Annotated in this window: 23 protein-coding genes and 1 pseudogene; 18 read left to right on the top strand and 6 right to left on the bottom strand. The window is 40.3% G+C overall.

The window, feature by feature from the left end; translation table 11 throughout:
* The first annotated feature begins 337 nt into the window (after positions 1 to 337).
* From CYP28_RS05245 to CYP28_RS05295, 12 genes and pseudogenes are all read left to right on the top strand, one after another.
* A pseudogene (locus tag CYP28_RS05245) lies at positions 338 to 2,620 on the top strand (ribonucleoside triphosphate reductase).
* An 84-nt stretch (positions 2,621 to 2,704) separates the two neighbouring features.
* Positions 2,705 to 3,379, top strand: coding sequence for an anaerobic ribonucleoside-triphosphate reductase activating protein (locus CYP28_RS05250; RefSeq protein ID WP_103593376.1), 675 nt, complete (start codon positions 2,705 to 2,707; stop codon positions 3,377 to 3,379).
* Positions 3,380 to 3,453: 74 nt separating this feature from the next.
* Entirely contained in the window at positions 3,454 to 4,599 is a 1,146-nt protein-coding gene (locus tag CYP28_RS05255) for an iron-containing alcohol dehydrogenase (RefSeq protein WP_103593377.1), read from the top strand.
* A gap of 28 nt (positions 4,600 to 4,627) precedes the next feature.
* Positions 4,628 to 5,269, top strand: coding sequence for an NAD(P)H-binding protein (locus CYP28_RS05260; protein WP_103593378.1), 642 nt, complete (start codon positions 4,628 to 4,630; stop codon positions 5,267 to 5,269).
* Positions 5,266 to 6,036 (top strand): SDR family NAD(P)-dependent oxidoreductase, encoded by a 771-nt coding sequence (locus CYP28_RS05265; protein ID WP_103593379.1) that lies wholly within the window; start codon positions 5,266 to 5,268, stop codon positions 6,034 to 6,036. The genes CYP28_RS05260 and CYP28_RS05265 overlap by 4 nt, the downstream gene beginning before the upstream one ends.
* A gap of 70 nt (positions 6,037 to 6,106) precedes the next feature.
* Positions 6,107 to 7,543 (top strand): subtype B tannase, encoded by a 1,437-nt coding sequence (locus tag CYP28_RS05270; RefSeq protein WP_103593380.1) that lies wholly within the window; start codon positions 6,107 to 6,109, stop codon positions 7,541 to 7,543.
* Positions 7,544 to 7,558: 15 nt separating this feature from the next.
* Positions 7,559 to 8,239, top strand: a complete 681-nt coding sequence (locus CYP28_RS05275; protein WP_103593381.1) for a putative quinol monooxygenase — start codon at positions 7,559 to 7,561, stop codon at positions 8,237 to 8,239.
* An 8-nt stretch (positions 8,240 to 8,247) separates the two neighbouring features.
* Positions 8,248 to 8,388: a hypothetical protein gene (locus tag CYP28_RS10330; RefSeq protein WP_180997930.1), complete on the top strand. Its 141-nt coding sequence runs from the start codon at positions 8,248 to 8,250 to the stop codon at positions 8,386 to 8,388.
* 123 nt (positions 8,389 to 8,511) lie between these two features.
* On the top strand, positions 8,512 to 9,072 hold the full coding sequence (locus tag CYP28_RS05280) for an NAD(P)H-dependent oxidoreductase (RefSeq protein WP_103593382.1): 561 nt from the start codon (positions 8,512 to 8,514) through the stop codon (positions 9,070 to 9,072).
* Complete coding sequence (locus CYP28_RS05285) at positions 9,069 to 9,293, top strand: DUF2798 domain-containing protein (protein ID WP_103577173.1); 225 nt, start codon at positions 9,069 to 9,071, stop codon at positions 9,291 to 9,293. Before CYP28_RS05280 ends, CYP28_RS05285 begins: the two co-directional genes overlap by 4 nt.
* 93 nt (positions 9,294 to 9,386) lie before the next feature.
* Positions 9,387 to 10,031 (top strand): ferritin family protein, encoded by a 645-nt coding sequence (locus CYP28_RS05290; RefSeq protein WP_103593383.1) that lies wholly within the window; start codon positions 9,387 to 9,389, stop codon positions 10,029 to 10,031.
* Positions 10,032 to 10,131: 100 nt separating this feature from the next.
* Positions 10,132 to 10,422, top strand: a complete 291-nt coding sequence (locus CYP28_RS05295; RefSeq protein ID WP_087584912.1) for a DUF5339 domain-containing protein — start codon at positions 10,132 to 10,134, stop codon at positions 10,420 to 10,422.
* Between the two features lie 29 nt (positions 10,423 to 10,451).
* Here the strand turns inward: CYP28_RS05295 and rmuC are convergent, their stop codons facing one another.
* Together rmuC and ilvD are read right to left on the bottom strand one after the other, a co-directional pair.
* Positions 10,452 to 12,020, bottom strand: coding sequence for a DNA recombination protein RmuC (gene rmuC, locus CYP28_RS05300; protein WP_103593384.1), 1,569 nt, complete (start codon positions 12,018 to 12,020; stop codon positions 10,452 to 10,454).
* 79 nt (positions 12,021 to 12,099) lie between these two features.
* Entirely contained in the window at positions 12,100 to 13,773 is a 1,674-nt protein-coding gene (gene ilvD, locus CYP28_RS05305) for a dihydroxy-acid dehydratase (RefSeq protein WP_103593385.1), read from the bottom strand.
* Between the two features lie 318 nt (positions 13,774 to 14,091).
* On the opposite strand from ilvD, the gene CYP28_RS10610 reads away from it, so the two are divergent.
* Both CYP28_RS10610 and CYP28_RS05310 read left to right on the top strand, forming a co-directional pair.
* A complete protein-coding gene (locus tag CYP28_RS10610; protein ID WP_258032473.1) occupies positions 14,092 to 14,220 on the top strand; it encodes a hypothetical protein in 129 nt (42 codons plus the stop codon).
* 74 nt (positions 14,221 to 14,294) lie between these two features.
* Complete coding sequence (locus CYP28_RS05310; protein ID WP_103593386.1) at positions 14,295 to 14,645, top strand: hypothetical protein; 351 nt, start codon at positions 14,295 to 14,297, stop codon at positions 14,643 to 14,645.
* A 35-nt stretch (positions 14,646 to 14,680) separates the two neighbouring features.
* Here CYP28_RS05310 and CYP28_RS05315 read toward each other — a convergent pair whose 3' ends face one another.
* The 4 genes from CYP28_RS05315 to CYP28_RS05330 all read right to left on the bottom strand — a co-directional run bounded on the left by CYP28_RS05315 (position 14,681) and on the right by CYP28_RS05330 (position 19,582).
* On the bottom strand, positions 14,681 to 16,447 hold the full coding sequence (locus CYP28_RS05315; RefSeq protein ID WP_103593387.1) for an aryl-sulfate sulfotransferase: 1,767 nt from the start codon (positions 16,445 to 16,447) through the stop codon (positions 14,681 to 14,683).
* A gap of 265 nt (positions 16,448 to 16,712) precedes the next feature.
* Positions 16,713 to 17,837: a cytochrome d ubiquinol oxidase subunit II gene (locus CYP28_RS05320; RefSeq protein WP_103593388.1), complete on the bottom strand. Its 1,125-nt coding sequence runs from the start codon at positions 17,835 to 17,837 to the stop codon at positions 16,713 to 16,715.
* Entirely contained in the window at positions 17,830 to 19,365 is a 1,536-nt protein-coding gene (locus CYP28_RS05325; protein ID WP_103593389.1) for a cytochrome ubiquinol oxidase subunit I, read from the bottom strand. The genes CYP28_RS05320 and CYP28_RS05325 overlap by 8 nt, the downstream gene beginning before the upstream one ends.
* A 1-nt stretch (position 19,366) precedes the next feature.
* On the bottom strand, positions 19,367 to 19,582 hold the full coding sequence (locus tag CYP28_RS05330; protein WP_103593390.1) for a DUF4492 domain-containing protein: 216 nt from the start codon (positions 19,580 to 19,582) through the stop codon (positions 19,367 to 19,369).
* A 126-nt stretch (positions 19,583 to 19,708) separates the two neighbouring features.
* Between CYP28_RS05330 and CYP28_RS05335 the strand changes: the two genes are divergently transcribed.
* The 4 genes from CYP28_RS05335 (at position 19,709) to CYP28_RS05350 (ending at position 26,090) form a co-directional block, all read left to right on the top strand.
* On the top strand, positions 19,709 to 21,343 hold the full coding sequence (locus tag CYP28_RS05335; RefSeq protein WP_103593391.1) for a CTP synthase: 1,635 nt from the start codon (positions 19,709 to 19,711) through the stop codon (positions 21,341 to 21,343).
* A 65-nt stretch (positions 21,344 to 21,408) separates the two neighbouring features.
* A complete protein-coding gene (locus tag CYP28_RS05340; protein WP_103593392.1) occupies positions 21,409 to 21,960 on the top strand; it encodes an NAD(P)H-dependent oxidoreductase in 552 nt (183 codons plus the stop codon).
* Between the two features lie 331 nt (positions 21,961 to 22,291).
* Entirely contained in the window at positions 22,292 to 23,866 is a 1,575-nt protein-coding gene (gene recJ, locus CYP28_RS05345; protein WP_103593393.1) for a single-stranded-DNA-specific exonuclease RecJ, read from the top strand.
* A gap of 226 nt (positions 23,867 to 24,092) precedes the next feature.
* On the top strand, positions 24,093 to 26,090 hold the full coding sequence (locus tag CYP28_RS05350; protein WP_103593394.1) for a TonB-dependent receptor domain-containing protein: 1,998 nt from the start codon (positions 24,093 to 24,095) through the stop codon (positions 26,088 to 26,090).
* Positions 26,091 to 26,233: the final 143 nt, after the last annotated feature.

Here is a 26,233-nt window from a genome sequence, read left to right on the forward strand (position 1 = left end):
CTAATAATTGTGCTTAAATTTAAAAACATATTAACTACTGCAAATGTCTCGATCTATAAATTTCTGAAATGATACCCAAATAAGCTTGATTGATTTGTAAAATTTTTTAAATATAATACTTTAAAAACTAAAACTACAATAACTATTTAAGTAAAATAAAGAAATTTTAGTTTAAAATACCTAAATAACGTAAATTTATCATTTAAGAAAACTTTTCAAAATTTTATATTTTTTGATAAATATTATTAAACAAGATAAAATAGTTATCTATTGTTTAAGCTTTCTTGTCCTATACTTTTAAACTTTGTATTGAAAAATTTAGAAGAAAGAGCGAGTAATGCGTGAGATTTTGAAGAGAGATGGCACAAGACAAGAATTTGTGGCATACAAGATAGTAGATGCGATAAAAAAAGCATTTGCTAGCGAAAATTTAGCTTATGATGAGAAAGTTTTTACAAATGTTGTCCAAGATATCTTTCAAAAATCAAGCGCGATAACAGTCGAAGACATCCAAGATGCGATCGAAAAAGAGCTATTTAATAGTGGATATTTCGACGTTTTAAAGAGCTTTATGCTCTACCGCCACACGCATAAGCTTCAACGTGAGCAAATTTTAGGCCTAAATGACGATACAACTTACATAAATTCAACTCAAACGATAAATGAGTATATAAACGGCACCGACTGGAGAATTTCTGCAAACTCAAATACAAGCTACTCAAATGCAGGCCTCATCAACAACACCGCTGGCAAAGTCATAGCAAACTACTGGCTAGACGCTGTTTATAGCAAAGAAGAGGGTCTTGCTCACAGAAACGGCGACTATCACATCCATGATCTTGACTGCCTCACAGGATACTGCGCTGGCTGGAGCCTGCGAGCATTGCTAAATGAGGGCTTTAACGGCGTTCGTGGCAGGGTCGAGAGCAAGGCACCAAAGCACTTTAGAGAAGCGCTTTATCAAATGGCAAATTTCTTAGGAATTTTACAAAGCGAGTGGGCTGGCGCTCAGGCGTTTTCTAGCTTTGATACCTACCTTGCGCCTTACGTTTTTAAAGACGATCTAAGTGACGCCGAGATCAAAAAGGCGATAACTAGCTTTATTTTTAACTTAAATGTGCCTGCACGCTGGGGACAAAGTCCATTTACAAACGTAACTATCGACATCACTTGCCCAAGCGACCTAAGAGATCAGATCCCAACGAGTGATGATATACACCTCTTTACAAATGTAAAAGATGAGAAAATTTTGAAAAAAGCAAACGAGCGTGGCAGAAAAAATTTGATCGATATGACCTACAAGGACTTCGAGCCTGAGATGGCACGCATAGATAAGGCATTTTACGAGGTTTTAACAGCTGGTGATAAGTGCTCACAGCCTTTTACATTTCCGATACCAACGGTAAATATCACAGAGGATTTTGACTGGGATAGCGAAGTGGCGGATGTACTCTTTGAAAACACCGCCAAAATGGGCTCAAGCTACTTTCAAAATTTTATCGGCTCACAATACACTTATGACGAAAATGGCAATAAGATAGAAAACGAAAAAGCCTACAAACCAGGCCATGTCCGCTCTATGTGTTGCCGCTTGCAGCTTGATCTAAGAGAGCTTTTAAAACGAGGTGGTGGTCTTTTTGGTAGTGCCGAGATGACGGGCTCGATCGGTGTTGTCACTATAAATTTAGCTCGCCTAGGCTACAACTTCAAAGGTGATAAAGTCGCACTTTATAACAGGCTTAGCTATCTTTTGGAGCTTGCTAAATCGACACTTGAAAAAAAGCGCAAATTTATCCAAGAGATGTATGACAGAGGGCTTTATCCTTATACAGCTAGATATCTAAAGCACTTTAATAACCACTTTAGCACGATTGGCATAAATGGCATGAACGAGCTTCTTAGAAATTTCACAAATGATAAAGAGAATATCTCAACAAAATTTGGACGCGATTTTGCTATTGAGATGGTTGAGTTTTTGCGCGACAAGATAAGGACATTCCAAGAAGAGACTGGAAATTTATACAACCTTGAGGCGACTCCAGCTGAGGGCACAACATACCGCTTTGCCAAAGAGGATAAAAAGCGCTATCCAGACATCATCCAAGCAGGTGGCGGGGAGAATATTTACTACACAAACTCAACCCAGCTTCCAGCAAATTTTACAGATGATGCTTACGAGGCGCTTGATTTGCAAGATGATCTTCAGACTTCATACACTGGCGGCACAGTATTTCACCTTTATATGAAAGAAAGGATCAGCTCACCTAAAGCTTGCAAGGAGCTTGTAAAGAGCATAATCTCAAATTATAAGCTTCCATATATCACGATAACGCCTGTATTTAGCGTTTGTTCAAAACATGGATATATTGCTGGCGAGCATGAGTTTTGCCCGCTTTGTGATGCAGAATTAATAGAAAAAGAGAACAACAATTCCAAATAAGGAGAGGAAATGACAGAAAAAGAAATTTTAGAAAAAGTACAAGACAAACGCACAAAATGCGTAGTCTATACTCGTGTTATGGGTTATCATCGCCCAGTTGAGAGCTTTAACCTTGGTAAAAAAGGTGAGCATAAAGAGCGTATTAAATTTGACGAATATGCAAGTTGCTGCAAAAGATAATCACCGCAGCCAATAAAAATATAAAAACTCAAATAAAAAAGGCACAATCTTCTGTGCCTTTTAAATCTCAAAAGGTCCATAAATTTGCATAAAGTCTTTAGTATAACGCCATTTACTACGCTTGATTATCCAGACAAAGTGGCTGCGGTAGTTTGGTTTGCAGGCTGTAATATGCGATGCGTGTATTGCTACAATATAGAAGTTGTAAATTCAAATGGCAATATAGAAATGGATGAGGTTTGTAGCTTTTTAGACCGCCGTATAGGTAAGCTAAATGGTATCGTTTTTAGCGGTGGCGAATGCACGGCAAATCCTTTATTTTTAAAACTTGCAAGAGAGGTTAAGTCAAGAAATTTTTGCCTAAAGGTCGATACAAATGGCTCTCATATTGAGATTTTAAAAGAGGCGATAGGCGAAGGGCTGATTGACTATATTGCACTTGATTTTAAAGCGCCAAAAGAGAAATTTGTGGGCGTAACTGGCTCAAATTTATATGAAAAATTTATTAGCACACTAAAATATCTGCTTGAGATAAATTTCGATTTTGAAGTAAGAACAACCGTGCATGCAGATTTTTTAGATGAAGCAGATATTTCTTTGATGTCTGAAATTCTTTATGACCTTGGATATAGAGGCAATTATTATTTGCAAAAATTTCTTAGCACAGGTGAAAATTTTGGAAATTTGGTTGATGCTAAAAGTAGTTTTGATCCGAAAAAAATCATCTCAAAACTTCCTATCAAACTAAGAAACTTTTAAATTTCTACTCATTATTTTTAACAAAAATTTTTGCTTTGTAAAACTATAATCATTAAAACTAATAAGGAGAAACTATGCAAAATTTTAGCTTTTTAAACCCTACAAAAATAGAATTTGGCAAAGATAAAGAGCAAAATATCGGCAGATATATGAAAGAATTTGGCGTTAAAAAGACGCTTATCATCTATGGCAGCGATAGGATCATAAAAAATGGCCTTTTTGATGTCGTAGCAAAGAGCCTAAGTGCAAATGGCATCGAGTTTTGCAAGATCGGTGGCGTGAAGTCAAATCCAGTGCTAAGCAAGGTAAATGAGGCTATAAATTTAGCTAAAAAGCAAGGCGTCGATAGCGTGCTAGCAATAGGCGGTGGCTCGGTGCTTGATAGCGCCAAGGCTGTGGCTGCTGGAGTTAAATATAATGGTGACGTTTGGGACTTTTTTACCGGTAAAGATCCAAGCGAAGCGCTTATGATCTTTGACATCATAACGCTTGCAGCAACTGGCTCAGAGATGAACGGCGGCTCGGTCGTCACAAACGAAGCCACGAAACAGAAATTTGCTATGCACGGAGCTTGTCTTTACCCAAAAGTATCGGTGGTAAATCCACTACTTCAAGCAAGTGTAAGCAAGGAGTATTTGGTCTATTCGGCTTCCGACATTATCGCTCATAGCATCGAGGGCTACTTTACAGCGAGCATTCAGCCTGAGATCATAAATTTATACATCGAAGCAAATATTAAAACCGTTATGAAAACGACAGAAATTTTACTAAAAGAGCCAGAAAATTACGATGCTAGAGGCGAGTTTGCCTGGGCTGCTACGATGGCTCTAAATGGCTTAACTTACGTTGGCACAGCTGGCTACTCTTATCCAAATCACATGATCGAGCACGCCATAGGTGCAGTGGTTGATTGTGCGCATGGAGCTGGGCTAAGTGTCGTGATGCCAGCTTGGATGAAGTGGTATAAGAGTAGAAATTTAGAGGCATTTAAGCGCTTTGGCAAAGAAATTTTTGGCGTGGATGACGCAGACGCAGGCATAGAGAAGCTAAAAGAGTGGTTTAGCAAGATTGGCACACCTACAAGCCTTATAGAAATCGGAGTTGATGATACAAATTTAGATGAGATTATGGCTCTAGTTTATGACTATGCGAAAGGTAGGAGGCTAGAGCAAATTTATACAAAAGAGGCCATAAGTGAAATTTTTGCCTTAGCGAGATAAAATTTATTTAAATTTACAAAGGAAAGATATGAAAAAGATCGCCCTTATAGCTGGAGCTAGCGGTGCTGTGGGAAGTGAGATTTTAAAAAATTTATGCGAGAGCGAGCATTATAGTAAGGTTATCGCCCTTGCCAGGCATGAGCTAGAATTTACTCATGAAAAGCTTGAAGTAAAGATAGTAAATTTTGATGATTTTAAAGATGAGGTGCCATTTATCGCTGATGACGTATTTTGCGCGCTTGGCACGACGATGAAAGCGGCAAAGCACAAAGAGCAGTTTTATAAAGTCGATGTGACCTATCCGATAAATTTCGCCAAATTTGGCTTGGGGTGTGGGGCAAAACGCTTTGTCTTGCTCTCGGCTGCAGGGGCAAACAGAAAGTCAGGCTCGTTTTACCTAAAGGCAAAAGGTCAAGCAGAAGCAAAGATAAAAGAGCTTGGATATAGCTCATTTCATATCGCTAGGCTGCCACTTATCGAGGCTGATAGGAAAGAATTTAGACTAGGTGAGTACTTGGTGATAAAGGCGTTTAAATTTATCCCAAAAGGCTTTTTTGACGAGTATCGTCCGATGAGAGCGGAAGATATCGCCAGAGTGATCGTGCAAGTAGCACAAGATGATCACAGTGAAGGTGTGAAGATTTATAGTCCGGAGGAATTTACAAAATGAAAAAATATATAGTGATCACTGGGGCAAGCTCAGGCATAGGAGCGGCAGCGGCAAAGGCATTTGCAAAGCGTGGGGAGAATTTGATCCTTGTTGCAAGACGCAGGGAGCTTTTAGAGGAGCTAAAAAGCGAGATAGCTAAATTTGCAGACGTAGAGGTCGTGATAGAAATTTGCGACCTTTCAAAGCAAGAAAATGTCCTAGCTCTTTGGCGAAATTTAGAAAAATTTGAGCTAAAAGCGCTTATAAACAATGCTGGCTTTGGCGACCACAGCAAGGTCGGCGAGCAAAATTTAGAGAAAGTGACGCAGATGATAAATTTAAACATCATCTCTCTTGTGACGCTCTCAACGCTCTTTACTAAAAAATATAAAGACAAAGATACGCAGCTCATCAACATCTCTTCGATAGGAGGCTACAATATCGTGCCAAACGTCGTGACCTATTGCGCTAGCAAATTTTTCGTAAGCGCCTTTAGTGAGGGGCTTTACCACGAGCTAGCACAAGACAAGCAGGCAAAGATGCAGGCAAAAGTGCTAGCTCCAGCTGCCACAAAGACAGAATTTGCCATGGTGGCAACTAGCAAAGAGAGCTACGACTACGACAAGGCGTTTAAAAAGTACCACACGAGTGAAGAGATGGCGGAGTTTTTGCTTCGTCTTTATGATAGCCATTACTGCGTTGGCGCGGTGGATAGAGATAGCTTTGAGTTTAGTCTAAGTAAGCCAAAATTTGACTACGCTATCAAATACGAGCCAAAAGATAACTAGGTGCTAAAGCCCTGGTAGCCTACGCCAAGGCTGGTAAAGCAAAAAGTAGGACAAAACAAAAAGGCAGATCATGAAAGGCGTTAGAGTTGCTATTTTAGGGGTTTGTTTAGTAGGTACTTGCTTTGGTAGTGAGCTTAAATTTGATGAAAAGAAATTTGAGCTAAAAAGCGTGCAAGTTGGCGAGAGGACGCTTAAATTTAGAGCTTATGAAGGCATAGTCTATGTGGCAAAGCCAGTTAGCGACTACGAGGTCTTAAATTTTTACGTGCCAGAGGAGAAATTTAGCGACCAAAAGAGCGCTATCTTTATGCCAAATGGCATAGGTGGCTACATGAGCGCCAAACCACAAAAACCAGAAATCCAAAACGAAAAGCCAAATGCCACTCTTGAAGCGCTTCTTAGAGGCTACGTCGTGGCAAGCGTTGGCGCTAGAGGCAGGACGCTAAAAGATGGCGAGAAATTCATCGGCAAAGCCCCAGCTGTGATAGTCGATCTAAAAGCGGCCGTTAGATATCTAAAATTTAACGATAAATTTATGCCAGGCGACGCAAATAAGATCATCTCAAACGGCACGAGCGCAGGCGGCGCGATGTCGGCACTGCTTGGCGCTAGCGCAAACGCAAAAGAGTACGAGCCATATCTTGACGAGCTAGGCGCTGCGAAGGCGGACGATCAAATTTATGCCGTCTCAGCCTACTGCCCTGTTACAAATTTAGAGCATGAGGACGAGGCGTATGAGTGGATGTTTGGGGATTTGGATAAATTTGAAAGGATAGACTTTTCAAGCTTTGACGCGAGCTCTTTTAACGACAGAAGCAAAAAGCCAAAGACTATCACAGGCGAGCTAAACGCCACGCAAAAAGAGCTCTCACGCGAGCTAAAGAGTAAATTCCCAGCCTATCTAAACTCACTAAATTTAAAAGACGCCAAAGGCCACGCGCTAAGCCTTGATGAAAATGGCGAGGGCAGTTTCAAAGAGTATATAAACGCCCTGCTTTCAAGAGCATTTACAGCTACAAAGAGTGGTGATAAAAATACGCTCACACCTAAATTTATCACGCTTGACACGCAAGGCTGCCAGCTTGGATATACCTTTAAATTTGAAGACTTTATCGCCTCGCTAAAACGTGCTAAAGCACCAGTTGCCTTTGACGGGCTTTCGCTGGAAAATCCTGAAAACGATCTATTTGGTGATAGCAAAACGCCCGCAAAGCACTTTACTAAATTTGCAAAAGAGCGAGGTGGTGGCGAGATGGCGGAGGCTGGTGTCATAAAGATGATGAATGCGATGAACTACACTAAAAATAAAGAGGCGGCGAAATTTTACCGCATAAGGCAGGGCACAAACGACACCGATCTAGCCCTCGCCGTGCCTGCTATGCTTGCACTTTCGCTTAAAAATACTGGCAAAGAGGTTGATTTTGAAGCGGTCTGGGGACAAGGACATGGCGGCGACTATGACTTAGACGAGCTTTTTGCTTGGATGAAAAGAGTGGTTGAGAAATAAATTTAAGGAAATCTGATGATAAAAAAGCTATTTTTACTAGCGATTTTGGCGGTTTTTGCCTTTGGGGCGGAGGCGAAAGTGAGCTTACACGAGCTGCTTTCAACGCCAAATAATAAGACTTTGCTAAAAGAGCTTGGCAGAGAAAATATTCTAAACTCAAAGAGTGAGCCAGGCACACAGGCGATATTTTTCATGAGCGCAAAGAGTAAGCCGGAGCTATTTTATGTGCTTGAGTTTTACAAGGACGAGACGGCTTATAAAAAACACGTAGCCTCAGCGCACTACAAGAAATTTGCAAGTGCGAGCGCTGAAATTTTAGCTAGTAAAAAGGCTTTTAGCGTAAAAAAATGGGCCGCTTTTTCTAAAAATTTAACGCCAGAGCGCCTAAAAGATGCCTATTTTCACATGACAAATTTAAGCCTAAAAGCAAAAAGCGATGCGAAATTTGAAAAGATCATCAAAAAATATATGCAAAAAAGCGTAGATGACGGTGCATTTGCCCAGTTTGCATTTAGCCTAAAAGAGACACCTAACAAGTGTGTGATGGTTGAAATTTACAAAGACGAGGCTAGCTTTGATAGCTACCGCCACAGCGAAAACTACAAATCTTACGCCAAAGAGCGAGCCGGACTGATAGATGAATTTGACGGCTTTGGTCTCAAAAACGAGACCTCATTTAGCAAGATAAAATTTTAGGAGATGTTATGAAGAAAATTTCACTTTTTTGCGCACCAGCGCTTGTTCGTAGCACGGCTCTTGCCCTTGATAAGGCTGGATGTGAAATTTTAAACAACGAGATGATAGATGCGGTGTGGAACGAAAAGGACAAAGAACATGCTAGCTAAGAGTAAGAGCTACGCTGGTAAGGAATTCTTGGTGTGCGCATATCCAAGGTAGCTACTACATATGTGGGTGGCGACACGAGCAAGGCTAGTAGCTTTGTTTGTAAGTAAATTTAAGGAGAGAAAATGAGTGAAATTTTAGTTGTATCAGGTCACACTGACCTTGAAAATTCCTTTGCAAATAAGATAATCTTGGGCGAGCTAAAAAAGCACTTGCCAGAGGCTAAATTTGACATACTAAGCGAGCTTTATAAAAACTACGTGATAGACGTAAAAGCCGAGCAAGAAAAGCTAGTAAAGGCTGATGTGATCGTGCTTGTTTATCCATTTTTCTGGTACGGTGTGCCATCACTTTTACAAAAGTGGTTTGAAGACGTGCTAGTTCATGGCTTCTCTCATGGCAGCAGCGGAGATAAGCTACGTGGCAAGAAGCTAGTGCTTTCATTTACTTCTGGTGCGCCTGAGGAGCTTTATAAAAAAGAGGCGCTTCAGCGATACGAGATAGAGGAGTTTTTGCCGCCGCTTAAGGCGTTAGCAAATATGTGTGGTATGGAGTTTGCAGGCTATGTTTATAGCGGAGGACTATCATATCAGAGTAGGCACGATGAGGCAAAGCTTGCTTTGATGAGGCAAAAGGCACTTGATCATGCAAAAAGGTTAGGGGAGCTGATAGGCAAAATTTCATGATACCAGCAAAATTTTATAAATATGTTTTTGCGTTTATAATGTCAGCATTTATGGCGTTTTTTATGTCATTTGTGCTGACATATTTAAATCTTGGCTTTGTTGATGGCTTTGTAAAAATTTGGCTAACTGCTTATGTAAAAGCCTTTGTAGTGGCGTATCCTGTGCTTTTGCTAGTCTCTCCATTTGTAACAAAACTCACACAAATTTTATGTAAAAAATAAAATAATAATATACGTTATCAATAAAAATTATTATTTACTTATTTTGATTATTTGGTTATAATCCAATCAAAATTTATCAAAATAGGAGTCAAAATGAGACAGCACGAAACATACAAATGCGAAAAATGCGGCAACGAGATCGAGGTACAAAAAGTTGGTGGCGGCAGACTAACCTGTTGCGGCGAAGAGATGAAGTGTGTCACTGAAAATTTAACAGCGGTAAATTTGATGAAGGCATTTGCTGGCGAGTCACAAGCTAGAAACAAGTATGAGCTTTATGGCGATCTAGCCAAAGAAGCAGGCTATCACGCAATAGCTAGACACTTTTACGAGGCAGCTGAAAATGAAAAATGGCACGCAAGAGCTGAGTTTAAAAAATATCACGAGCTAATGAACGATCCAATTGACAAGATGGATAAAAATTTACTTGATGCGGCAGCTGGTGAAAACTATGAGCATACGACAATGTATCCAGACTTTGCAAAGATCGCAAAAGAAGAAGAGCTAAGAGATGTTGAGAGGCTATTTAACGCGATCGGTAAGGTTGAGGTTGAGCATGAAAGAGAGTATTTGGAGCTTAAAAAGATGCTTGATGAAGAGGGCTTTTTTGAGAGCGACGAAGAGGATATCTGGGTTTGCGAGGTGTGCGGACACGTTCACAGAGGCAAAAAAGCTCCAGGTGCTTGCCCGCTTTGCAAAGCTCCAAAAGAGTATTTTAAACGCGAATTTCTAGGCTAAAAAGCCAAAATAGTCGAGGTATTTACCTTGACTATTAATTTAAGTCATAAAATATTATAAAAATGATACAATTCTTTCAAATTTTCACAAGGAGAAAGAGATGAAAAAATCACTTTTAGTTTTAGCTACTCTTGGCTTTGCACTAAGCCTAAACGCTGCAGATCTTACAGATACTTGCAAGTCTTACTTCTCAGACATCGACAAAATGGTCGAAGCTTACAAACAAGCTGGACAAGAGCAACAAGTAAAAATTTATGAAGATCAAAAGAAACAATCAATGGATCAACTTGCTGCACTTCCAAAAGAGCAACAAGACGCTACTTGCAAACAAGCTAAAGAGATGTTTGCTCAAGTAATGGAACAAATGAAAAAACAAGGTCTTTTAAAATAAATTTTATGGCTAGTTTTTCTAGCCATATCCTAATCCTCTTTTTCTAATTCGTTATTTACGCCGATCTCTTTTACTTCTATATCTTTTTGCTCATCTGGAGACAAGCGTTTAAAATTTTCAAGTCTACTAACAAGACCATCTCTACCACTAAAACTTGATGCAAGGGCGTTAAAATGTTTATTTGCAGTATTTAGTGTATTGCTAAGTCTATTCATGTGCTCGGCCACATTGCGGACTTTATCATAAATTTTAATCGCACTCTTTACGATATTTTTTGCCTCTTCATTGCCACGCTCTATGCGCCATAAATTTGCCACTGTGCGAAGAATAGGCATAAGCGTAGTGTGAGATACTAGTATTACACGCTTTTGAAATGCGTAGTCAAAAAGTGAACTATCAAATTTCATAGCCTCGATATATGCTGGCTCAATTGGTATAAACATCAATACAAAATCAGGACTATCAGGTACGATCTCACCGTAATTTTTGCTATTTAAGCTATCTATGTGATTTTTCATAGAAGCAATATGCTCTTTCAATGCTAAATTTAGCTCCTCTTCGTTGCTAGCTGTGATAGCCTTTTCGTAAGCCATAAGTGAGACTTTAGAATCAACTATTAGATGCTTGCCATCTGGTATCTTTACTATAAAATCAGGAATAAGACGTTTGCCTTCTTCGTTCTTGAAATTTTGTTGTGTCAAGTAATGCTCATCTTTTATAAGTCCAGAAGCCTCAAATGTGCGTTCAAGCTGTATTTCACCCCAGTTTCCAAGTGTTTTATTGCTACCTTTTAGTGCAGTGGCTAGTGAGTTTGCCTCTTTTGACATGGAGATACCAATTTCACTTATGTGCTTAATCTGTGTTCCTAGCGCGCTCATGCCTTTAATTGATTCGTCATGGACTGCATTTACGCGCTCTTGAAAGGTTGAAATTTGCTCCTTTAGTGGCTTTAGTAAAAGATCTAAAGAATTTTGGCTATTTTGTGTGAAATTCGCACTTTTTTCTTCAAATATTTTATTTGCAAGATTAGAAAATTCCAAATTTAACTCATTTTTTACTTTTAATAAATTTGCCTCTTGCTCTTTTAGGCTATTTTCTTTTGCTTCTATTTCATTTCTAAGCACAGCCATATCACGTTTTAATCTATTTTCTCTCTCGCTTGCTTCAACTAAAGCATTTTTATTTTGATTTAGCTCGGCTAGTGTTGCAGTGAAATTTGCCTCGTTATTCTTGGCCCTTTCATTTGCTGTACCGATACTCTCTTTAAGCTCGTTTATCACGCGCTCCATCGCATCTTCGGCTTCATCTTTTTGTGCTATTTTGGTCTTTAGCGCATCGATCTCGCCGATGAGCTCGTCTATTCGCTCGTGATTTGACATAAGCCTTGCTTTTTGCTCGCTAATTAGCTGCAGATTTTCACTATTTTTAGATACTAAATTTGTTAGATTTGATGAAATTTCAAAATTTTCTTGCTCTTTTTGTGTCAAATTTCTTTTTAGCTCGAGTTTGTCTCTATTAAATGAATAGATGACAAATATCGCAATCAAAAATAGTACTCCTAAAAATATGGCAGCATAAAAATAAAAATCTTGTTGCATTTGGTATCCTTAAAAAGTGAAGAAATCTTTATATTTTTACAAAAGCAAAGAGGCTACTCCTTGCTTTTGTAATAAATTTTTATGCTTCCAGCACTGCTCCGTTGCTTGCGTTTGTGACTAGTTTGCGGTATTGTCTTAGCCAGCGAGAGGTTAGTGGCTTATCGACTGGCTTAAATTCTGCTCTTCTCTTTGCGATCTCAGCCTCGCTTAGGCGCACATTTATCTCGTATTTATCGACGTCTATATCGATGATGTCGCCGTCTCGTAGCAAGCCTATCATGCCACCCTCAGCTGCTTCTGGGCTCACGTGGCCGATGCTTAGACCTCTTGTTGCCCCGCTAAAGCGACCATCTGTGATGAGCGCTACGTCCGCGCCAAGGCCTCGTCCCATGATGAGTGAAGTAGGGCTTAGCATCTCTTGCATACCAGGGCCTCCACGTGGGCCTTCGTAGCGGATGACAACGACATCGCCTTTATCTACTTTACCGCTTGAAATGCCAGCGATGGCTTCATCTTGTGAGTTAAAGCAGACCGCTTTGCCGCTAAATTTACGCTCACCAACGATGCCAGCTGTCTTGATGACACAGCCTTGCTCAGCTAAATTTCCAAACAAAATGGCAAGTCCGCCAACTTGTGAATAGGCGTTTTCTACCTTGTGAATGATGCTTTCATCTTTGATGTCACTTACCTTGACACGCTCTCCTAAAGTTTCGCCACTAACTGTGAGATTGTCCAAATTTAGCATGCCATTATCTCTGCGTGAAATTTCTTTTATAACTGCATTCATACCACCAGCTCTGCCGATATCCTCCATGTGCACATTTGGTAAGCTTGGGCTGATCTTAGCGATGTGAGCGATATTTTGACTGATCTTATTTAGCTCTTTGATATCTAAATTTACGCCAGCTTCTCTTGAGATGGCTAGCATGTGAAGGACGGTGTTGCTGCTGCCACCCATCGCCATATCAACGACAAGCGCGTTGCGGATCGCCTTTTCATTTAGTATGTTTCTTATCTTAAATTTCTCATCAAGTGTGATCTCGCAGATCCTGCGAGCAGCCTGCCTGATGAGCTCTTCACGCTCTGGGGTTAGTGCTAGGATAGTGCCGTTGCCAGGGAGTGCTATGCCCATCGCTTCGCAAAGCGTGTTCATAGAATTTGCCGTAAACATACCGCTACAGCTACCACCACTTGGACATGCGTTGCACTCGATATCTTTTAGCTCGGCCTCATCTATCTCTTTGGTCTCAAATTTACCAACCGCCTCAAACGCAGTCGCAAGGTCGATTGGCTTGCCATCTTTTGTGTAGCCTTTTTTCATTGGGCCACCGCTTACAAACACGGTTGGTACATTTACTCTTAAAGCGCCCATAACCATGCCAGGGACGATCTTGTCGCAGTTTGGCATACAAACAAGTGCGTCAAGTGCGTGAGCGTTCATCACGGTTTCTATTGAATTTGCGATGATCTCACGGCTAGGCAAGCTATATAGCATGCCTCCATGTCCCATCGCGATGCCGTCATCCACGCCGATGCAGTTAAACTCAAATGGAATACAGCCATTTTTGCGAATTTCATCTTTTAAAATTTGTGCGTATTTATTTAAGAAAAAGTGCCCTGGAATGATCTCTATAAAGCTGTTTGCAACTCCGATGAAGGGTTTAGCAAAGTCATCGTCTTTTAGCCCAGTCGCACGTAAAAGTGAGCGGTGTGGGGCTCTTGTGTAGCCTTTTTTGATTATATCGCTTCTCAAATTTGATCCTTTTTTAAAATTTGAGAGGATTTTATCACATATAAAGTATCAAAGATTTTAAAAAATTTTTGCAAATTTAAAAATTTTTTTATTACATAAATAACACATTAAATTTTTAAAATTTATCCAAAAAGGATGAGCTAAATAGCTACGAAATTTCGGTAATTTTAATCAAAGCAGTATGCAAAATAATAACGTAAAAATATTATCAATGTGTTATAAATATTGATTTATAGGGCTTTATTGTACCTTGGTACAATTTACAAGACCTATGAAAATTTATACAATGCGATAAAATTTTTTAACAAGGATGAGAAAATGATCGCAAAAATAGAGGGCATAAAAGTGATGCCAATGCAAACTAAAATTTTAAATTCTGGCACAAACTTTTATGAAAATAACTTCACAAATACAACTTTAATTTTCCCTTTTTACGCGAAGAAGTAAAACAACTTCTAATCTCCAAAACAAGAGCGATTAGCTTTTATTTTAAATTTAATTTATAGTTAAGAGAGTTTTATATGCAAAGTGAAAAAATAGAAATTTTACTTGATGAAGTGAATGAAACAATAGATTCTATATTTAGAACCTGTAATAAAAATGGTGGAACAAAGAAAGCTTTGGAAAATAGAAAGCTAAATAAAGAAATTTTAAAAGATAAATTTGTGTCAATTTTTTTAAAATTTGACCAGATAGACGATGATAATTTTAAAAGCACAGTTCTTGCAAGCGATGAGACAAAAGAGTTAAGCGAGATGGTAAAAGCGTTTGAAGCTGATAAAGATATAGACTTGCCAGAGCTAGAGCGAGCGATAAATTTTAACCTTACTAGAATCAAAGAAGCAATCTATAAATTTCAAAACAACAACTAAAAGCTGGTGCGAGAAAAATCTCACACCAGATACTGCTAATAACTAAATACCTCCGGATCAATAACCATCGCCCTATAAGCAACATCATCTCTTGAAGCAGAGTCCACATCCATCTCAAATTTGATCTCATTTGTCTTTGGATCGATCTCAACTAAGACCATTTTAATAGTCTTGTCAGGACGGAGTAAATTTACATTTGAGCTTGAGATGAAGTAGGTATTTTTATCTTTTTGCCACTCGACGTTGCTAGTAACTGCGCTATAAAAGTCAAAGCCACGCTCTTTGCCAAACTGCCAAGTTTGTTCAACCGTGCCCTTTTTCTCATCTATCTTGTACTCAACCGCGCGGGAGTATTTATCCTCTTTAAAGGCTGGCTGCTCCATGCCCCTTGCGTCGCCATTGTCAAATACGCTTAGGTGTTTTATGCTGCCTTTGTTGTCGTATCTTGGCGTTAGCCATGCAGTGTGCTGAGTCCATGACCAGTCAAATTCGCCCTCGCATTTTGAGTTTTCGCATTTTATCTTATTACCTTTGCTATCGACTGGAGTTAGCACTTTGGCTTTAAATTCTTCACTCCAGCCCTCAGGCGAAGCTAATATCCATTTTACTTTCTTGTCACGTCCTATCTTTACGATGCCTTGGTGGCGAAGTGAGAGGATGATGCTATCGTCGCTCTCATCGTATGAGATAGAATTTACGTGAGCCCAGTTTCTACCTGTGCCAGTGGAGGTGACATCGCCAAATGGCTGATCGTCGCTTATCTTTATCTCTTTTGCGTCCATATCGATATTTAGGCAAACAGCTCTAGCGTCAAGCGCTTTTATGAGGTTGCTGCGGTAGACGTTGTTGCCAAAAATTTCATTTAGATCCCACTCTTCGACCACTTTACCGGTGCTATCGACCTCGATGATGTGGTCTCTTATGGTGTGAGAAATTTTACCGTCTTTGTGGTGGTAGTTGTATTTGCCAACTCTAAGAAGTGCGTGATCGTCCTTTAATGGCATAACTTCATGGCTTAGATCGATGTAGCCTCTTGGAAGTGGGCGGTTATAAATTTCTTTTCCCATAAGGTCATATCTTAGATATCTTTGAGCCATGCCAAAGCTGATATCGCCATTTTTTAGCTGATGAAAGCCCATCATCATGCCTCCATCCATCACTCTGCGCTCGCTGCGGTCGTAAAATTTTTGATAGTCAAGATACCATCTAACCTCACCCTTGGTATCTACGATGTAGTTTTCTGTAAAGTCGTTCCAACTAGCAGCTCCGCCATTTTTCCAATCAAGCGGTTTATAGACGCTTGTGATTGTATTATTTATGAGATAGAGCCTGTTTTTAAAGGCAGGATCGACCTTTTTGACGCGAGTCTTTTGCATGTGAGAAAATCTAAAATCACGGCTATATGTGACGATAGGCTGGGCGTAAATTTTATATGTTTCTACCTTTTTAGCTCCGTTAAACGTGTAGCTTACGACTACTTCATTTAGATAGTCAGGGTAAAGTCCCCAAATAGGCACGCCATCATGCGTAAGCAGGGCATGCTCTGAGACGTTGTAGTCGATGTCGATACCGCCATCTGGTTTGCCTTTTACTTTGACATGGATATCTTTGATGTCTTTGCCAGCTCTATCGATGATAGCAGTTAGCGGTGATACGTCGTAAGGATTTATAAAGACCGATCCAAGCTCGCCTTGAACCTTTACGTGATGAGCCAGGACTCCAGCGTTTAGTGGAGCACTAAAGCCAAAACCACTAACCAAAACAGCCGCAAGGGCAACAGAACCTAAGAAATTCTTGCTCATTTTCGCTCCTTTAATAAAATTTAATGATATCTTACTACCCAAATTTCACACAAAACTAACGCTTATATGAAAAGTGGCTTAAATAAATTTATAAAGAAGTCGTTTTAAAGAGTAAAAATAAAAAGAAGAATTTAGGAGCAAATGCCCCTAAATTTTAGTTATTTGCGTCAAATTTCTTAAGAGAAAAAAGAACAAATTTATAGCTAGCAAATAGTGTCACTGGCCAAAGTATCAAAAAAATTCCTGCTTCCAACATCTTTTATCCTTAGTATGCGTGATGATCGTTTTTGATCTCATCTTGTGTGATCTTCTTGCTATCTATCGCTCTCCAGACGACGATGATATAAGCAAGCACTACTGGCACCAGCAAGCTAACATATGCCATAACGCCAAGTGTGTAGTGGCTTGAGCTTGCGTTTTTGATAGTTAGCGAGCTAGCAAGGTCGCTAAATGACGGATAAAATGCAGTGCCATTTAGGCCTGTTATCAAAAATAGCGCAGTCACAGCAAGCGTAACGCCAACGCCGTAAGCAAAAATTCCACGAATGCTTTTTGTAAATGCCCCTTGGAAAATTCCAACAAGTACCAAAACAACGCCAACAAGAAGCAATATGCCAACGATAGGCATCTCGATCAAATTTATGGCGTATTTGTAAGGCATAAGGCTAACTACGCCATTTGAGTCGTATGCAAAGCCATCTTTTGTAAGCACCCAAGCAAGAAAGCCTAGGAAAAATGGCAAGAATAACACGGTGTTGATAATTAGCTGTTTTCTAGCGTTTTGTATAAATTCGCCATCAGCGATGTTGTTCATAAGATATAAGCAGCCGCCTACGCGAGATAGGAAAAACATCGCTATACCAAGTAAATACAAGTAAGGATTTGCCAATGCTTCAAGACCGCGAAATGGAGTCTTCCACTCGACAAAATTATGTTCATTTAGTACAAAGTCGCTACCACTAAAAAAGGTACTAACCGCCATGCCAATAAGGATAACGCCAAGTGAGCCATTTATGAAAAGGAAAATTTCATAAGTTCTAGCGCCTAAGAAGTTATCAGGCTTTTTGCGATACTCGTAGCTTACAGCTTGGACGATAAAGCAAAATAAAATAGCCAGCCAAACCCAGTAGGCACCACCAAAGCTAGTAGCGTAAAATAGTGGAAACGCCGCAAAGCACGCGCCACCAAACATAACAAGCGTTGTAAATGTAAGCTCCCATTTTCTACCGATAGAATTTATGAGCATATCTTTTTTAAGCTCGTCCTTGCCAAGGCTAAAGATGAGTGTTTGACCGCCTTGAACAAACATCATAAATACCAAAAGTCCGCCAAGAAGGCTAACTATAAACCACCAATAAATTTGTAAATTTTCTAAGCTTAAACTATGCATGGTCGTTAAATCCTATCTTTATTTGCTTAAGCATGATTTTGATCTCAGCAATTAGCAAGACCGTAAATAAAACAGCAAATAATATAAATGAAATTTTGACATTTGAGTCAGATAAATTTGTAGCTCCTACGCCAACGGTCATGAGATCTTGTATCACCCAAGGCTGACGACCGACCTCTGCTACTATCCAGCCAGCTTCAGCTGCTATATAGCCAAGCGGTATGGTAAAGAGGCAGATCCACAAAAATACTCTTATGTTTTCAAATTTATATTTTCTTGAGAGATTTAGATAAAGAGTGATAGCAAAAAGAGCTATGAAATATGTACCAAGTGCGACCATGATGTGGAAGCTATAAAATGTAAGTGCAACTGGTGGCACAGCTTCTTTTGCGTCTTTAAGATAGCCATATCCTAAGAAATTTAGGTTGCTTTCTAAATTTGAAAGCGAAGTTTTCATTAGGCTCTCGTCATTTGCTTTTTTAGCCTCTTTGTAGTTTTTAAGAGCTTCTATAGCTACTTTGCCCTTTGTCATCTTCTCTTCAACACTCATGAGATTATGTTCGCTATTGCCATAAAGTAGGTCATCGATGCCTGGCGTAAATGAGTCAAGCTCTCTGTTTGCCATGATACCAAGTGCGTAAGGCACCTTTATCTCAAGCAAAAATGGCTCAGTGTCATCGCCAAGCTTTTTAGCTGGGTTTAAAATACCAGCAGCAACTAGGCCAGCGTTTTTCTCTCCCTTGTAAAGTCCCTCCATCGCAGCAAGCTTCATAGGCTGCTTTTGAGCTACAAAATATGCGCTTTCATCGCCGCTAAGTAGTAAAAATGCCGATGTGATAAGGCCAAATGCGCTAGCAACCACGATACTTTTTTTAGCTAGTAAGATGTGGCGTTTTTTGATTAAAAACCAAGCAGAAATTCCTATCACAAAAAGAGCCGAGATAGTGTAGCCACTAGTTACTGTGTGTAAAAATTTGCTAATGCCAAGTGGATTTAGTGCGACTTCGAAAAAATTTTCCATCTCCATTCTAGCTGTGTCTGGGTTAAATTTCATGCCGATTGGGTATTGCATCCAGCCATTTGCGATTAAGATCCAAAGTGCGCTTAAATTTGAACCGATCGCAACAAGCCATGTTGAAAATAGGTGAAATTTCTTACTGACCTTATCCCAGCCAAAAAACATAATGGCAAAAAATGTACTCTCCATGAAAAATGCGAGTATGCCTTCTATTGCAAGCGGAGCGCCGAAGATATCGCCGACAAACCAGCTATAATTTGCCCAGTTTGTACCAAACTCAAACTCCATGATGATGCCAGTAGCGACACCAATAGCGAAATTTATACCAAAGAGCTTTAGCCAAAATTTCGTTATCTCAAGCCAGGCTTTGTCACCAGTTTTGACATATATCGTCTCCATAATGGCGATGATAAAACTTAGCCCTAAAGTGAGCGGGACAAACAAAAAGTGGTAAATGGCAGTCAGCGCAAACTGAGCCCTAGACCAGTCAACAAAATCCATCTCAGACATTTTATTCCTTTATTAAATTTCGAATTACAAATTCGCTTTTTTCTTCGTCGGTTTGAAATTTGGTATTAAGGGTCTCGTCAAAGATGAAGACCTTTAAAATTCCAAACATGATGATAAACTTTATCGCTATGAGAAGCCATAGTTTCTTGCCTATTTTCATATTTTTAAAGCCGTCTACATATAATGAGGCGATGTTTTTTAAGCAGTTTTTAATCATGATGTCGAAGTCTATAACAAAAAAACTTAAAGAATAATTTTTAAAATTTGCAAGATTAATGCCTTACTAAATATTTAAGGGGTATAATCGGCAGATTAAAAAATAACTAAAGTTAAGGAAAATTTGATGGCAAAAGAGACGAAGTATATTTTTATCACAGGTGGTGTTTTAAGCTCACTTGGAAAAGGCATCGCAGCTGCATCTATCGCGACATTACTTAAAAATTCTGGCTTAAAGGTGAGCGTTTTAAAAGCTGACCCATATATCAACGTAGATCCTGGCACGATGAGCCCGCTAGAACATGGCGAAGTCTTTGTCACAGACGATGGCGCTGAAACTGATCTTGACCTTGGTCACTATGAGAGATTTTTAGATGAGAGCCTAAGTCAGGATAACAACTTCACAACGGGCAGAGTTTATAGCTCAGTCATCGAAAAAGAGCGACGTGGCGACTACCTTGGAAAGACTATCCAAGTGATCCCTCACATCGTTGGCGAGATAGTTGATCGTATCAAAAAAGCAGGCGAGGGCAAAGATGTGCTCATCGTTGAGATAGGCGGAACCGTTGGCGACATCGAGGGCTTACCATTTTTAGAGGCGATAAGAGCCTTAAGAGTAGAAGTTGGTAAAAAAAGAGCGCTAAATATCCACTTAACGCTTGTGCCATTTATAAAAGTAGCTGGCGAGCTAAAGACAAAGCCAACTCAGCATAGCGTAGGCGAGCTAAGACGCATCGGCATAAGCCCAGATATCATCATCTGCAGATCTGAAATGCCACTAAACCGCGAGCTAAAAGATAAGATCGCAGCAAGCTGTGGTGTGGAGAAAAACTGCGTCATAGAGAGCTTAGACAGCGCAAGTATCTATCAAATTCCACTTTCATTTTTAAAGCAAGATATATTAACGCCGATCGCTGAAAATTTAGGTTTTGGTGAGCTAAAACCAGACATGGCAAACTGGGATAGCCTAGTAAAAAGGATCATCGCTCCAACAAACGAAACAACAATCGCCTTTGTAGGCAAATATATCGATCTAAAAGAGAGCTATAAGAGCCTAACTGAGGGCATCATCCATGCTGGAGCAAATTTAGACGCTAGAGTAAATTTACGCTGGATAGATAGCGAAAAGATAGAAGAGAGCAATGTAAATGAGCTTTTAAAAGACGTGGACGGCATATTAGTAGCTGGCGGTTTTGGCGAAAGGGGCGTCTTAGGCAAGATGCAAGCCATAAAATTTGCTCGTGAAAATAAGATCCCATATCTTGGAATTTGCCTTGGCATGCAGCTTGCAATGATTGAATTTGCAAGAGATGTTTTGGGTTTAGAAGATGCAAATTCTATAGAGTTTGATAAAGAGTGTAAAAATCCTATCATTTACTTAATAGATAGCTTCATTGACGCTCATGGCAAAAAGCAGATCAGGACTCATACAAGCCCACTTGGTGGCACAATGAGACTTGGTGCTTATGATTGTGATATCAAACCAAAGACACTTTTATCTGAAATTTATGGCAACGCAAAGAGTGTAAAAGAGCGTCACCGCCACCGCTACGAAGCAAATCCAAAATATAAAGATACCTTTGAAAAAGCTGGACTTGTGGTAAGTGGCGAGAGTGATGGACTGATAGAGGCTATTGAGCTCAAAGATCATCCGTGGTTTATCGGCGTGCAGTGCCACCCTGAATTTACTAGTCGCCTAACTAGACCAAATCCTGTGATATTAGGCTTTATCAAGGCAAGCTTAGAAAACAGCAAATCTTAAATTTTGCTGTCTAAATTATCTACTAGATAAATCCACTTTTTTGCTATAAATTTTGAAGGAGAAAAATGAAAACTCTAATCATCTTAGCCCACCCAGACATCCAAAACTCGGTCATAAACAAACGCCTGCTACAAGAGGCTCTCAAAGAGCCGCAGCGCTTTAGCGTTCATGATTTGACGCAGGTTTACGCAAGCGGCGATATCGACGCCGCGCACGAGCAAGAGCTCATCAGAGCCCACGACGCCCTCGTTTTGCAGTTTCCGCTTCACAACTTCTCCTGCCCTCCGATTTTAAAATCGTGGATCGATGCGGTGATGACGCACGGCTTTGCCTATGGGCGCGGCTCGGACGGTATAGCGGGCCGCAAGGTCGCGCTAGCCGTGACTGCGGGCATCAAAAAGAGCGACTACTGCCCGCAAGGACGCTATCATTTTAGCTTGCGCGAGGTTCTTACGCCGTTTGAGCTTGCGTTTAAATACTATTTTCACGCCGATTACCGCGACTTTTTCGCATTTTACGGCGCCGAGGAGACTCCGGGCGTGGACTACGTATCAAGCCATGACGATTTAGAGCGCGGAGCTAGAGAATACGCGGAGTTTTTGCGAAATTTGGAGTAAAATAGGACGAAAACGACGATAAATTTAGAATGTAAATAGTGTAAATTTTACTAACGATCGCCGTTTTTATAAGTATGATAAATTTGTAAAGACTATCAATTTGATATAGCCTTCAAGCATATCCTTCGCCCTGAAAATCTTACTTTCAATGAAAATTATAAGAAATTAAATTTCAAAAAGATATAATCAAAGCATTCAAAATAAAGACGAAAGATTACGATGAAAAAAAAGCATTTTTGTTGCCAAATTTTTGGCACTTTGGGCGTAAATTTAAGTGAACAAATAGCATTAGTCAAAGCTGGCAGGGCGTCAAAAAGTCCTTGCCAAAGCTATGTTAAATAAAGAGGACATAAGGAATTTACTAGCACGTAGATTTTGTAACGATGTTCACAAAAAACTTAGTGAAATTCCAACGCCAAGCGCCCTAAAAGATATCTACAAAGGCGCTAATCGCATCAAAGAAGCGATCGAGAAAAACGAGCACATCGCCATTGTTGGTGATTATGATGTTGATGGTGTGGTTTCAAGTGTGATTTTAGCTGAGTTTTTTGATGATCTTGGCGTGAAAGACTACCTAGTAAAAATTCCAAATAGATTTAAAGATGGATATGGGCTAAATCCTGAGATAATAGACGAACTCTCAGCCGATGTAAGCTTGATTATCACCGTTGATAACGGCATCTCTGCAAACGATGCGGCCATTATCTGTAAAGAAAAAGGCATCGATCTTATCATCACAGATCATCACATGCCACCAGCTGTTCTCCCAGAAGCTTATGCGATCATTAATCCAAAACAAGAAGACTGCAACTTCCCAAATATCGAAATTTGTGGTGCTGAGGTCGCTTGGTATTTGGTTGGAGCGTTAAAGGATGTTTTTGGACTAAATTACGATATGAGCAAATTTCTAGAGCTTTTAGCTATCGCGATAATCGCTGATATGATGGAGCTAAGAGATATGAATAGAATGCTTGTTCGTCTTGGCATTTGTAAGCTAAATGTGTCTAAGCGTTCCGCATTTCACGCTATAAAAGAGTTTTATGGTAAGGAAAAATTTGAGTGCGATGATATTAGCTTTCTTATAGCTCCGCTTATAAATTCAGCCGGACGCATGGACGATGCGATGAATTCATTTAACTTTTTGCGTGCAAAGAGCATCGAAGAGGCTTACAACTATCTTGACATGATAATAGAGTTTAATAACTCCAGAAAAGAGGAGGAGCGCCAACTCTTTGAATGCTCGCTAAAGGACGTAAAAGAAGACGATGAAGTCATCATCACTTGGGGTGAGCAGTGGCACGAGGGTGTGATAGGCATCGTAGCTAGCCGCCTTGCAAAGCACTTTGCAAAGCCAGCTATTGTCTTTAGCATCGATAAAGGCCGTGCAAAAGGCAGTGCTAGAAGCATTGGTAAGCTTGATATCTTATCTCTTATAGCAAGCCACGAAAATTTACTAACAAGTTACGGCGGTCATAAAGGAGCGGCTGGACTTACACTTGCGCCTGAAAATTTGGTGGAATTTAAAGAAGCAATAAATAAAAGTTGCTCATGCCTAAATATGCAAGATTGCAAAAGCTCGGACGAACTACTTGGTGACATAATGCCAAGTGAGATAGACTTTGAACTGCTTGAAATTTTAGAATTTTATGAGCCTTACGGACAGAAGAATCCACGCCCAGTATTTAAGATAAAAAATGCTCTTGTTAAAAATGAAAGACTTATAGGAAGAGATCAAAATCACCTAAAGCTCATCTTGCAAAAGGATAATAAAACACTTGAGGCTCTATTTTTTAACTTTACAAGACACGCTAGAGTGGGCGAGATGATAGATATTATCTTTTGTATATCAAAAAATTCATTCCGCGGACTTGTTACCCCGCAGCTACTCATAAAAGAGATTTTATAAATTTTATCTCGGTTTTATAATGCTAAAATTTTAATAAAACCGAGATTGCTTCGGTTTTAATTCGCCAAAATCGTTTCTTTATATATTTAATGCAGTCCAACTAAAATAATACTATTTGACTCAAATTTCTGTATTGTAAAATTAATGTTATATAAATATTTATACTTTATTTAAGTTCATTTTTGCTTTAATTTTAATTTTAAATATTAATTTCATAGGACTAAACATGAAAATTTCTTACGTTTTAGCATTTGCTTTAGTACCAAATTTAATGCTTGGTGCTGAAGAAACGATAGACTTGGCTCCGGTTACCGTTTCCGCAAAGATACAAAAGTCCGTTCTTGACGAACCGACAAAGGCTCAAATAGTAGGCAAAGGCGCGATACTAGAAAACGGCGACATCGCTAAATCGCTTTTAAATTTGAGCGGCTTTACGATGGAGCGCAAGGGCGGAGGCGGCAGCGAGGTTTATTACCGCTCGCAGACGGCGGCTAGACTGCCGGTACTAATCGACGGTAGCACGCTAAACGGCGGCTGCGGCATGCGCATGGATACGCCCATCACTTACATCTCGGCGCAAAATTATAGCTCGGTTCGCATCGTAAAAGGCCCGCAAGACGTCAGATACGGCGCGCTCATTAGCGGCGGTATATTTTTCGATAGAGAGATAGCAAGGCTGTCAAAACCAAGCTTCGGAGGAAACGTAAGCGTGCTTGGCGGTAGTTTTAGAAGATTTGAAACTGCCGCGGACGTAGCGGCGGGCAACGAGCTGGGTAACATAGAGGTTTCCGGCGGACACTACGAGAGCGGCGATTATAAAAGCGGCGGCGGGCAGAAAATGCATACGCACTATAAACGCAACAGCGTCTCACTCGTGGGTACGCTAACGCCCACAGATACTACCGCATTGCAGTTAAGCGCGGATCTAGGCGATGGCGAAGCGGCGTATGCCGACAGGATGAGGGACGGCATACAGTTTGACCGTAAATCTTTCGGACTAAAATTTGAACAAGATGTCGGTGAGCACAAGATCAGGCTAAGTTCGTACTATCATCAAATCGATCATATAATGGACAACTTCACCATGCGTCCGGTGGTGCCGGGCACGGGGCGCGGCAAGGGATATAGCATCAGTCACCCGATACGCGATATGTACGGCTTTAAGGTTGAGGGAGAGTTAAATTTCGATAATCTAACTAGCTTCATCGGCGCGGGATACTCTGAAGATACGTTTAAATGGCGAGGTGCCGGAAGCGGTATGATGGGCGTAACTAAAGCCGAAATGGAAGCAGCCCTATCAAAGCCGCACGTAAAAGAGCGCAAGGTAACGTATAAAACGATATATACTCAAAACGAATACGTCCTTGAAAACGACTACGGACTTTTTGGCGGACTTAGGCTGGATGCGGGCGAGAGAAAACTGTTAAAAACGCATAAGAGCAGAAAAGAAAATTTATTCTCAGGCTTTTTTAGATACGAAAAATATCTACAAAATTTAACGCTTTATGCGGGACTAGGTCATGCGCAAAGGTTACCGGATCACTGGGAAACGAGTAAAGACGACAATCTCAAGCTAAATAAAGAAAGAAACACTCAACTAGACTTTGGCGCCGTGCTAAAAGATAAAAACTACGAATTAAACGCAAATTTCTTCGTCTCAAAAATGGATGATTATATCATGCTAAAATATAATCCTATGGGCATGTCCTCAGACGCCTTTAATACCGACGCCTTGCTATACGGCGGCGAGATAGAGGGCACTACGCTGCTAGCCGATATGTTTAGGCTGGGGGCGGGCGTATCCTACGTCTACGGCAAGGTGACTAAAAACGCGGGCGGCCTAAAAGACGGCGACGCGTTGCCTAAGGTTTCGCCTCTAGCGTTTAAACTAAGCGCCGGTTTAGAAAAGCCCGACTGGTTCGTCAAAGCCGACTTCTACGCTAACGCATCGCAAAAACGCGCGCAAAAAGGCTACGGCGACGTGGGCGGCATGGACCTGGGCAAGAGCGATAGCTTTTGGACGCTGGGGCTAAGCGCGGGCTATAAATACAAAAATTATCAATTCTTGCTAGCGGCCGAAAATTTAAACGACGCCAAATATGCCTATCATAACTCAAAAGGCGGCTACGGCGGCGGTATCGCAGGCTACGAAACTATCCCGAACGGCACGAGGCTTTATGAGCCGGGTAGAAGCTTTTGGGCGAAATTTAAGGTGCATTTTTAGGGTGTAACTTAATAAATTTGGCATGGCTACGGGCTTAGGATCTGCCCTAAAGCTGTGCTAAATTTAAGTATTTTTACTCTTATCTTCTTAATAATACTCACACTTACTACATTTACTATTAGTAATAAATTGACACTTGGTAT

Source organism: Campylobacter concisus (assembly GCF_002914195.1).
GTDB lineage: Bacteria > Campylobacterota > Campylobacteria > Campylobacterales > Campylobacteraceae > Campylobacter_A > Campylobacter_A concisus_M.

Excerpts from the sequence above, each read along its gene's own strand:
- CYP28_RS05255 (WP_103593377.1), top strand. The coding sequence starts at position 3,454 with ATGCAAAATTTTAGCTTTTTAAACCCTACAAAAATAGAATTTGGCAAA.
- CYP28_RS05260 (WP_103593378.1), top strand. The coding sequence starts at position 4,628 with ATGAAAAAGATCGCCCTTATAGCTGGAGCTAGCGGTGCTGTGGGAAGT.
- CYP28_RS05265 (WP_103593379.1), top strand. The coding sequence starts at position 5,266 with ATGAAAAAATATATAGTGATCACTGGGGCAAGCTCAGGCATAGGAGCG.
- CYP28_RS05270 (WP_103593380.1), top strand. The coding sequence starts at position 6,107 with ATGAAAGGCGTTAGAGTTGCTATTTTAGGGGTTTGTTTAGTAGGTACT.
- CYP28_RS05275 (WP_103593381.1), top strand. The coding sequence starts at position 7,559 with ATGATAAAAAAGCTATTTTTACTAGCGATTTTGGCGGTTTTTGCCTTT.
- CYP28_RS10330 (WP_180997930.1), top strand. The coding sequence starts at position 8,248 with ATGAAGAAAATTTCACTTTTTTGCGCACCAGCGCTTGTTCGTAGCACG.
- CYP28_RS05280 (WP_103593382.1), top strand. The coding sequence starts at position 8,512 with ATGAGTGAAATTTTAGTTGTATCAGGTCACACTGACCTTGAAAATTCC.
- CYP28_RS05285 (WP_103577173.1), top strand. The coding sequence starts at position 9,069 with ATGATACCAGCAAAATTTTATAAATATGTTTTTGCGTTTATAATGTCA.
- CYP28_RS05290 (WP_103593383.1), top strand. The coding sequence starts at position 9,387 with ATGAGACAGCACGAAACATACAAATGCGAAAAATGCGGCAACGAGATC.
- CYP28_RS05295 (WP_087584912.1), top strand. The coding sequence starts at position 10,132 with ATGAAAAAATCACTTTTAGTTTTAGCTACTCTTGGCTTTGCACTAAGC.
- rmuC (WP_103593384.1), bottom strand. The coding sequence starts at position 12,020 with ATGCAACAAGATTTTTATTTTTATGCTGCCATATTTTTAGGAGTACTA.
- CYP28_RS10610 (WP_258032473.1), top strand. The coding sequence starts at position 14,092 with ATGATCGCAAAAATAGAGGGCATAAAAGTGATGCCAATGCAAACTAAA.
- CYP28_RS05310 (WP_103593386.1), top strand. The coding sequence starts at position 14,295 with ATGCAAAGTGAAAAAATAGAAATTTTACTTGATGAAGTGAATGAAACA.
- CYP28_RS05315 (WP_103593387.1), bottom strand. The coding sequence starts at position 16,447 with ATGAGCAAGAATTTCTTAGGTTCTGTTGCCCTTGCGGCTGTTTTGGTT.
- CYP28_RS05320 (WP_103593388.1), bottom strand. The coding sequence starts at position 17,837 with ATGCATAGTTTAAGCTTAGAAAATTTACAAATTTATTGGTGGTTTATA.
- CYP28_RS05325 (WP_103593389.1), bottom strand. The coding sequence starts at position 19,365 with ATGTCTGAGATGGATTTTGTTGACTGGTCTAGGGCTCAGTTTGCGCTG.
- CYP28_RS05330 (WP_103593390.1), bottom strand. The coding sequence starts at position 19,582 with ATGATTAAAAACTGCTTAAAAAACATCGCCTCATTATATGTAGACGGC.
- CYP28_RS05335 (WP_103593391.1), top strand. The coding sequence starts at position 19,709 with ATGGCAAAAGAGACGAAGTATATTTTTATCACAGGTGGTGTTTTAAGC.
- CYP28_RS05340 (WP_103593392.1), top strand. The coding sequence starts at position 21,409 with ATGAAAACTCTAATCATCTTAGCCCACCCAGACATCCAAAACTCGGTC.
- recJ (WP_103593393.1), top strand. The coding sequence starts at position 22,292 with ATGTTAAATAAAGAGGACATAAGGAATTTACTAGCACGTAGATTTTGT.
- CYP28_RS05350 (WP_103593394.1), top strand. The coding sequence starts at position 24,093 with ATGAAAATTTCTTACGTTTTAGCATTTGCTTTAGTACCAAATTTAATG.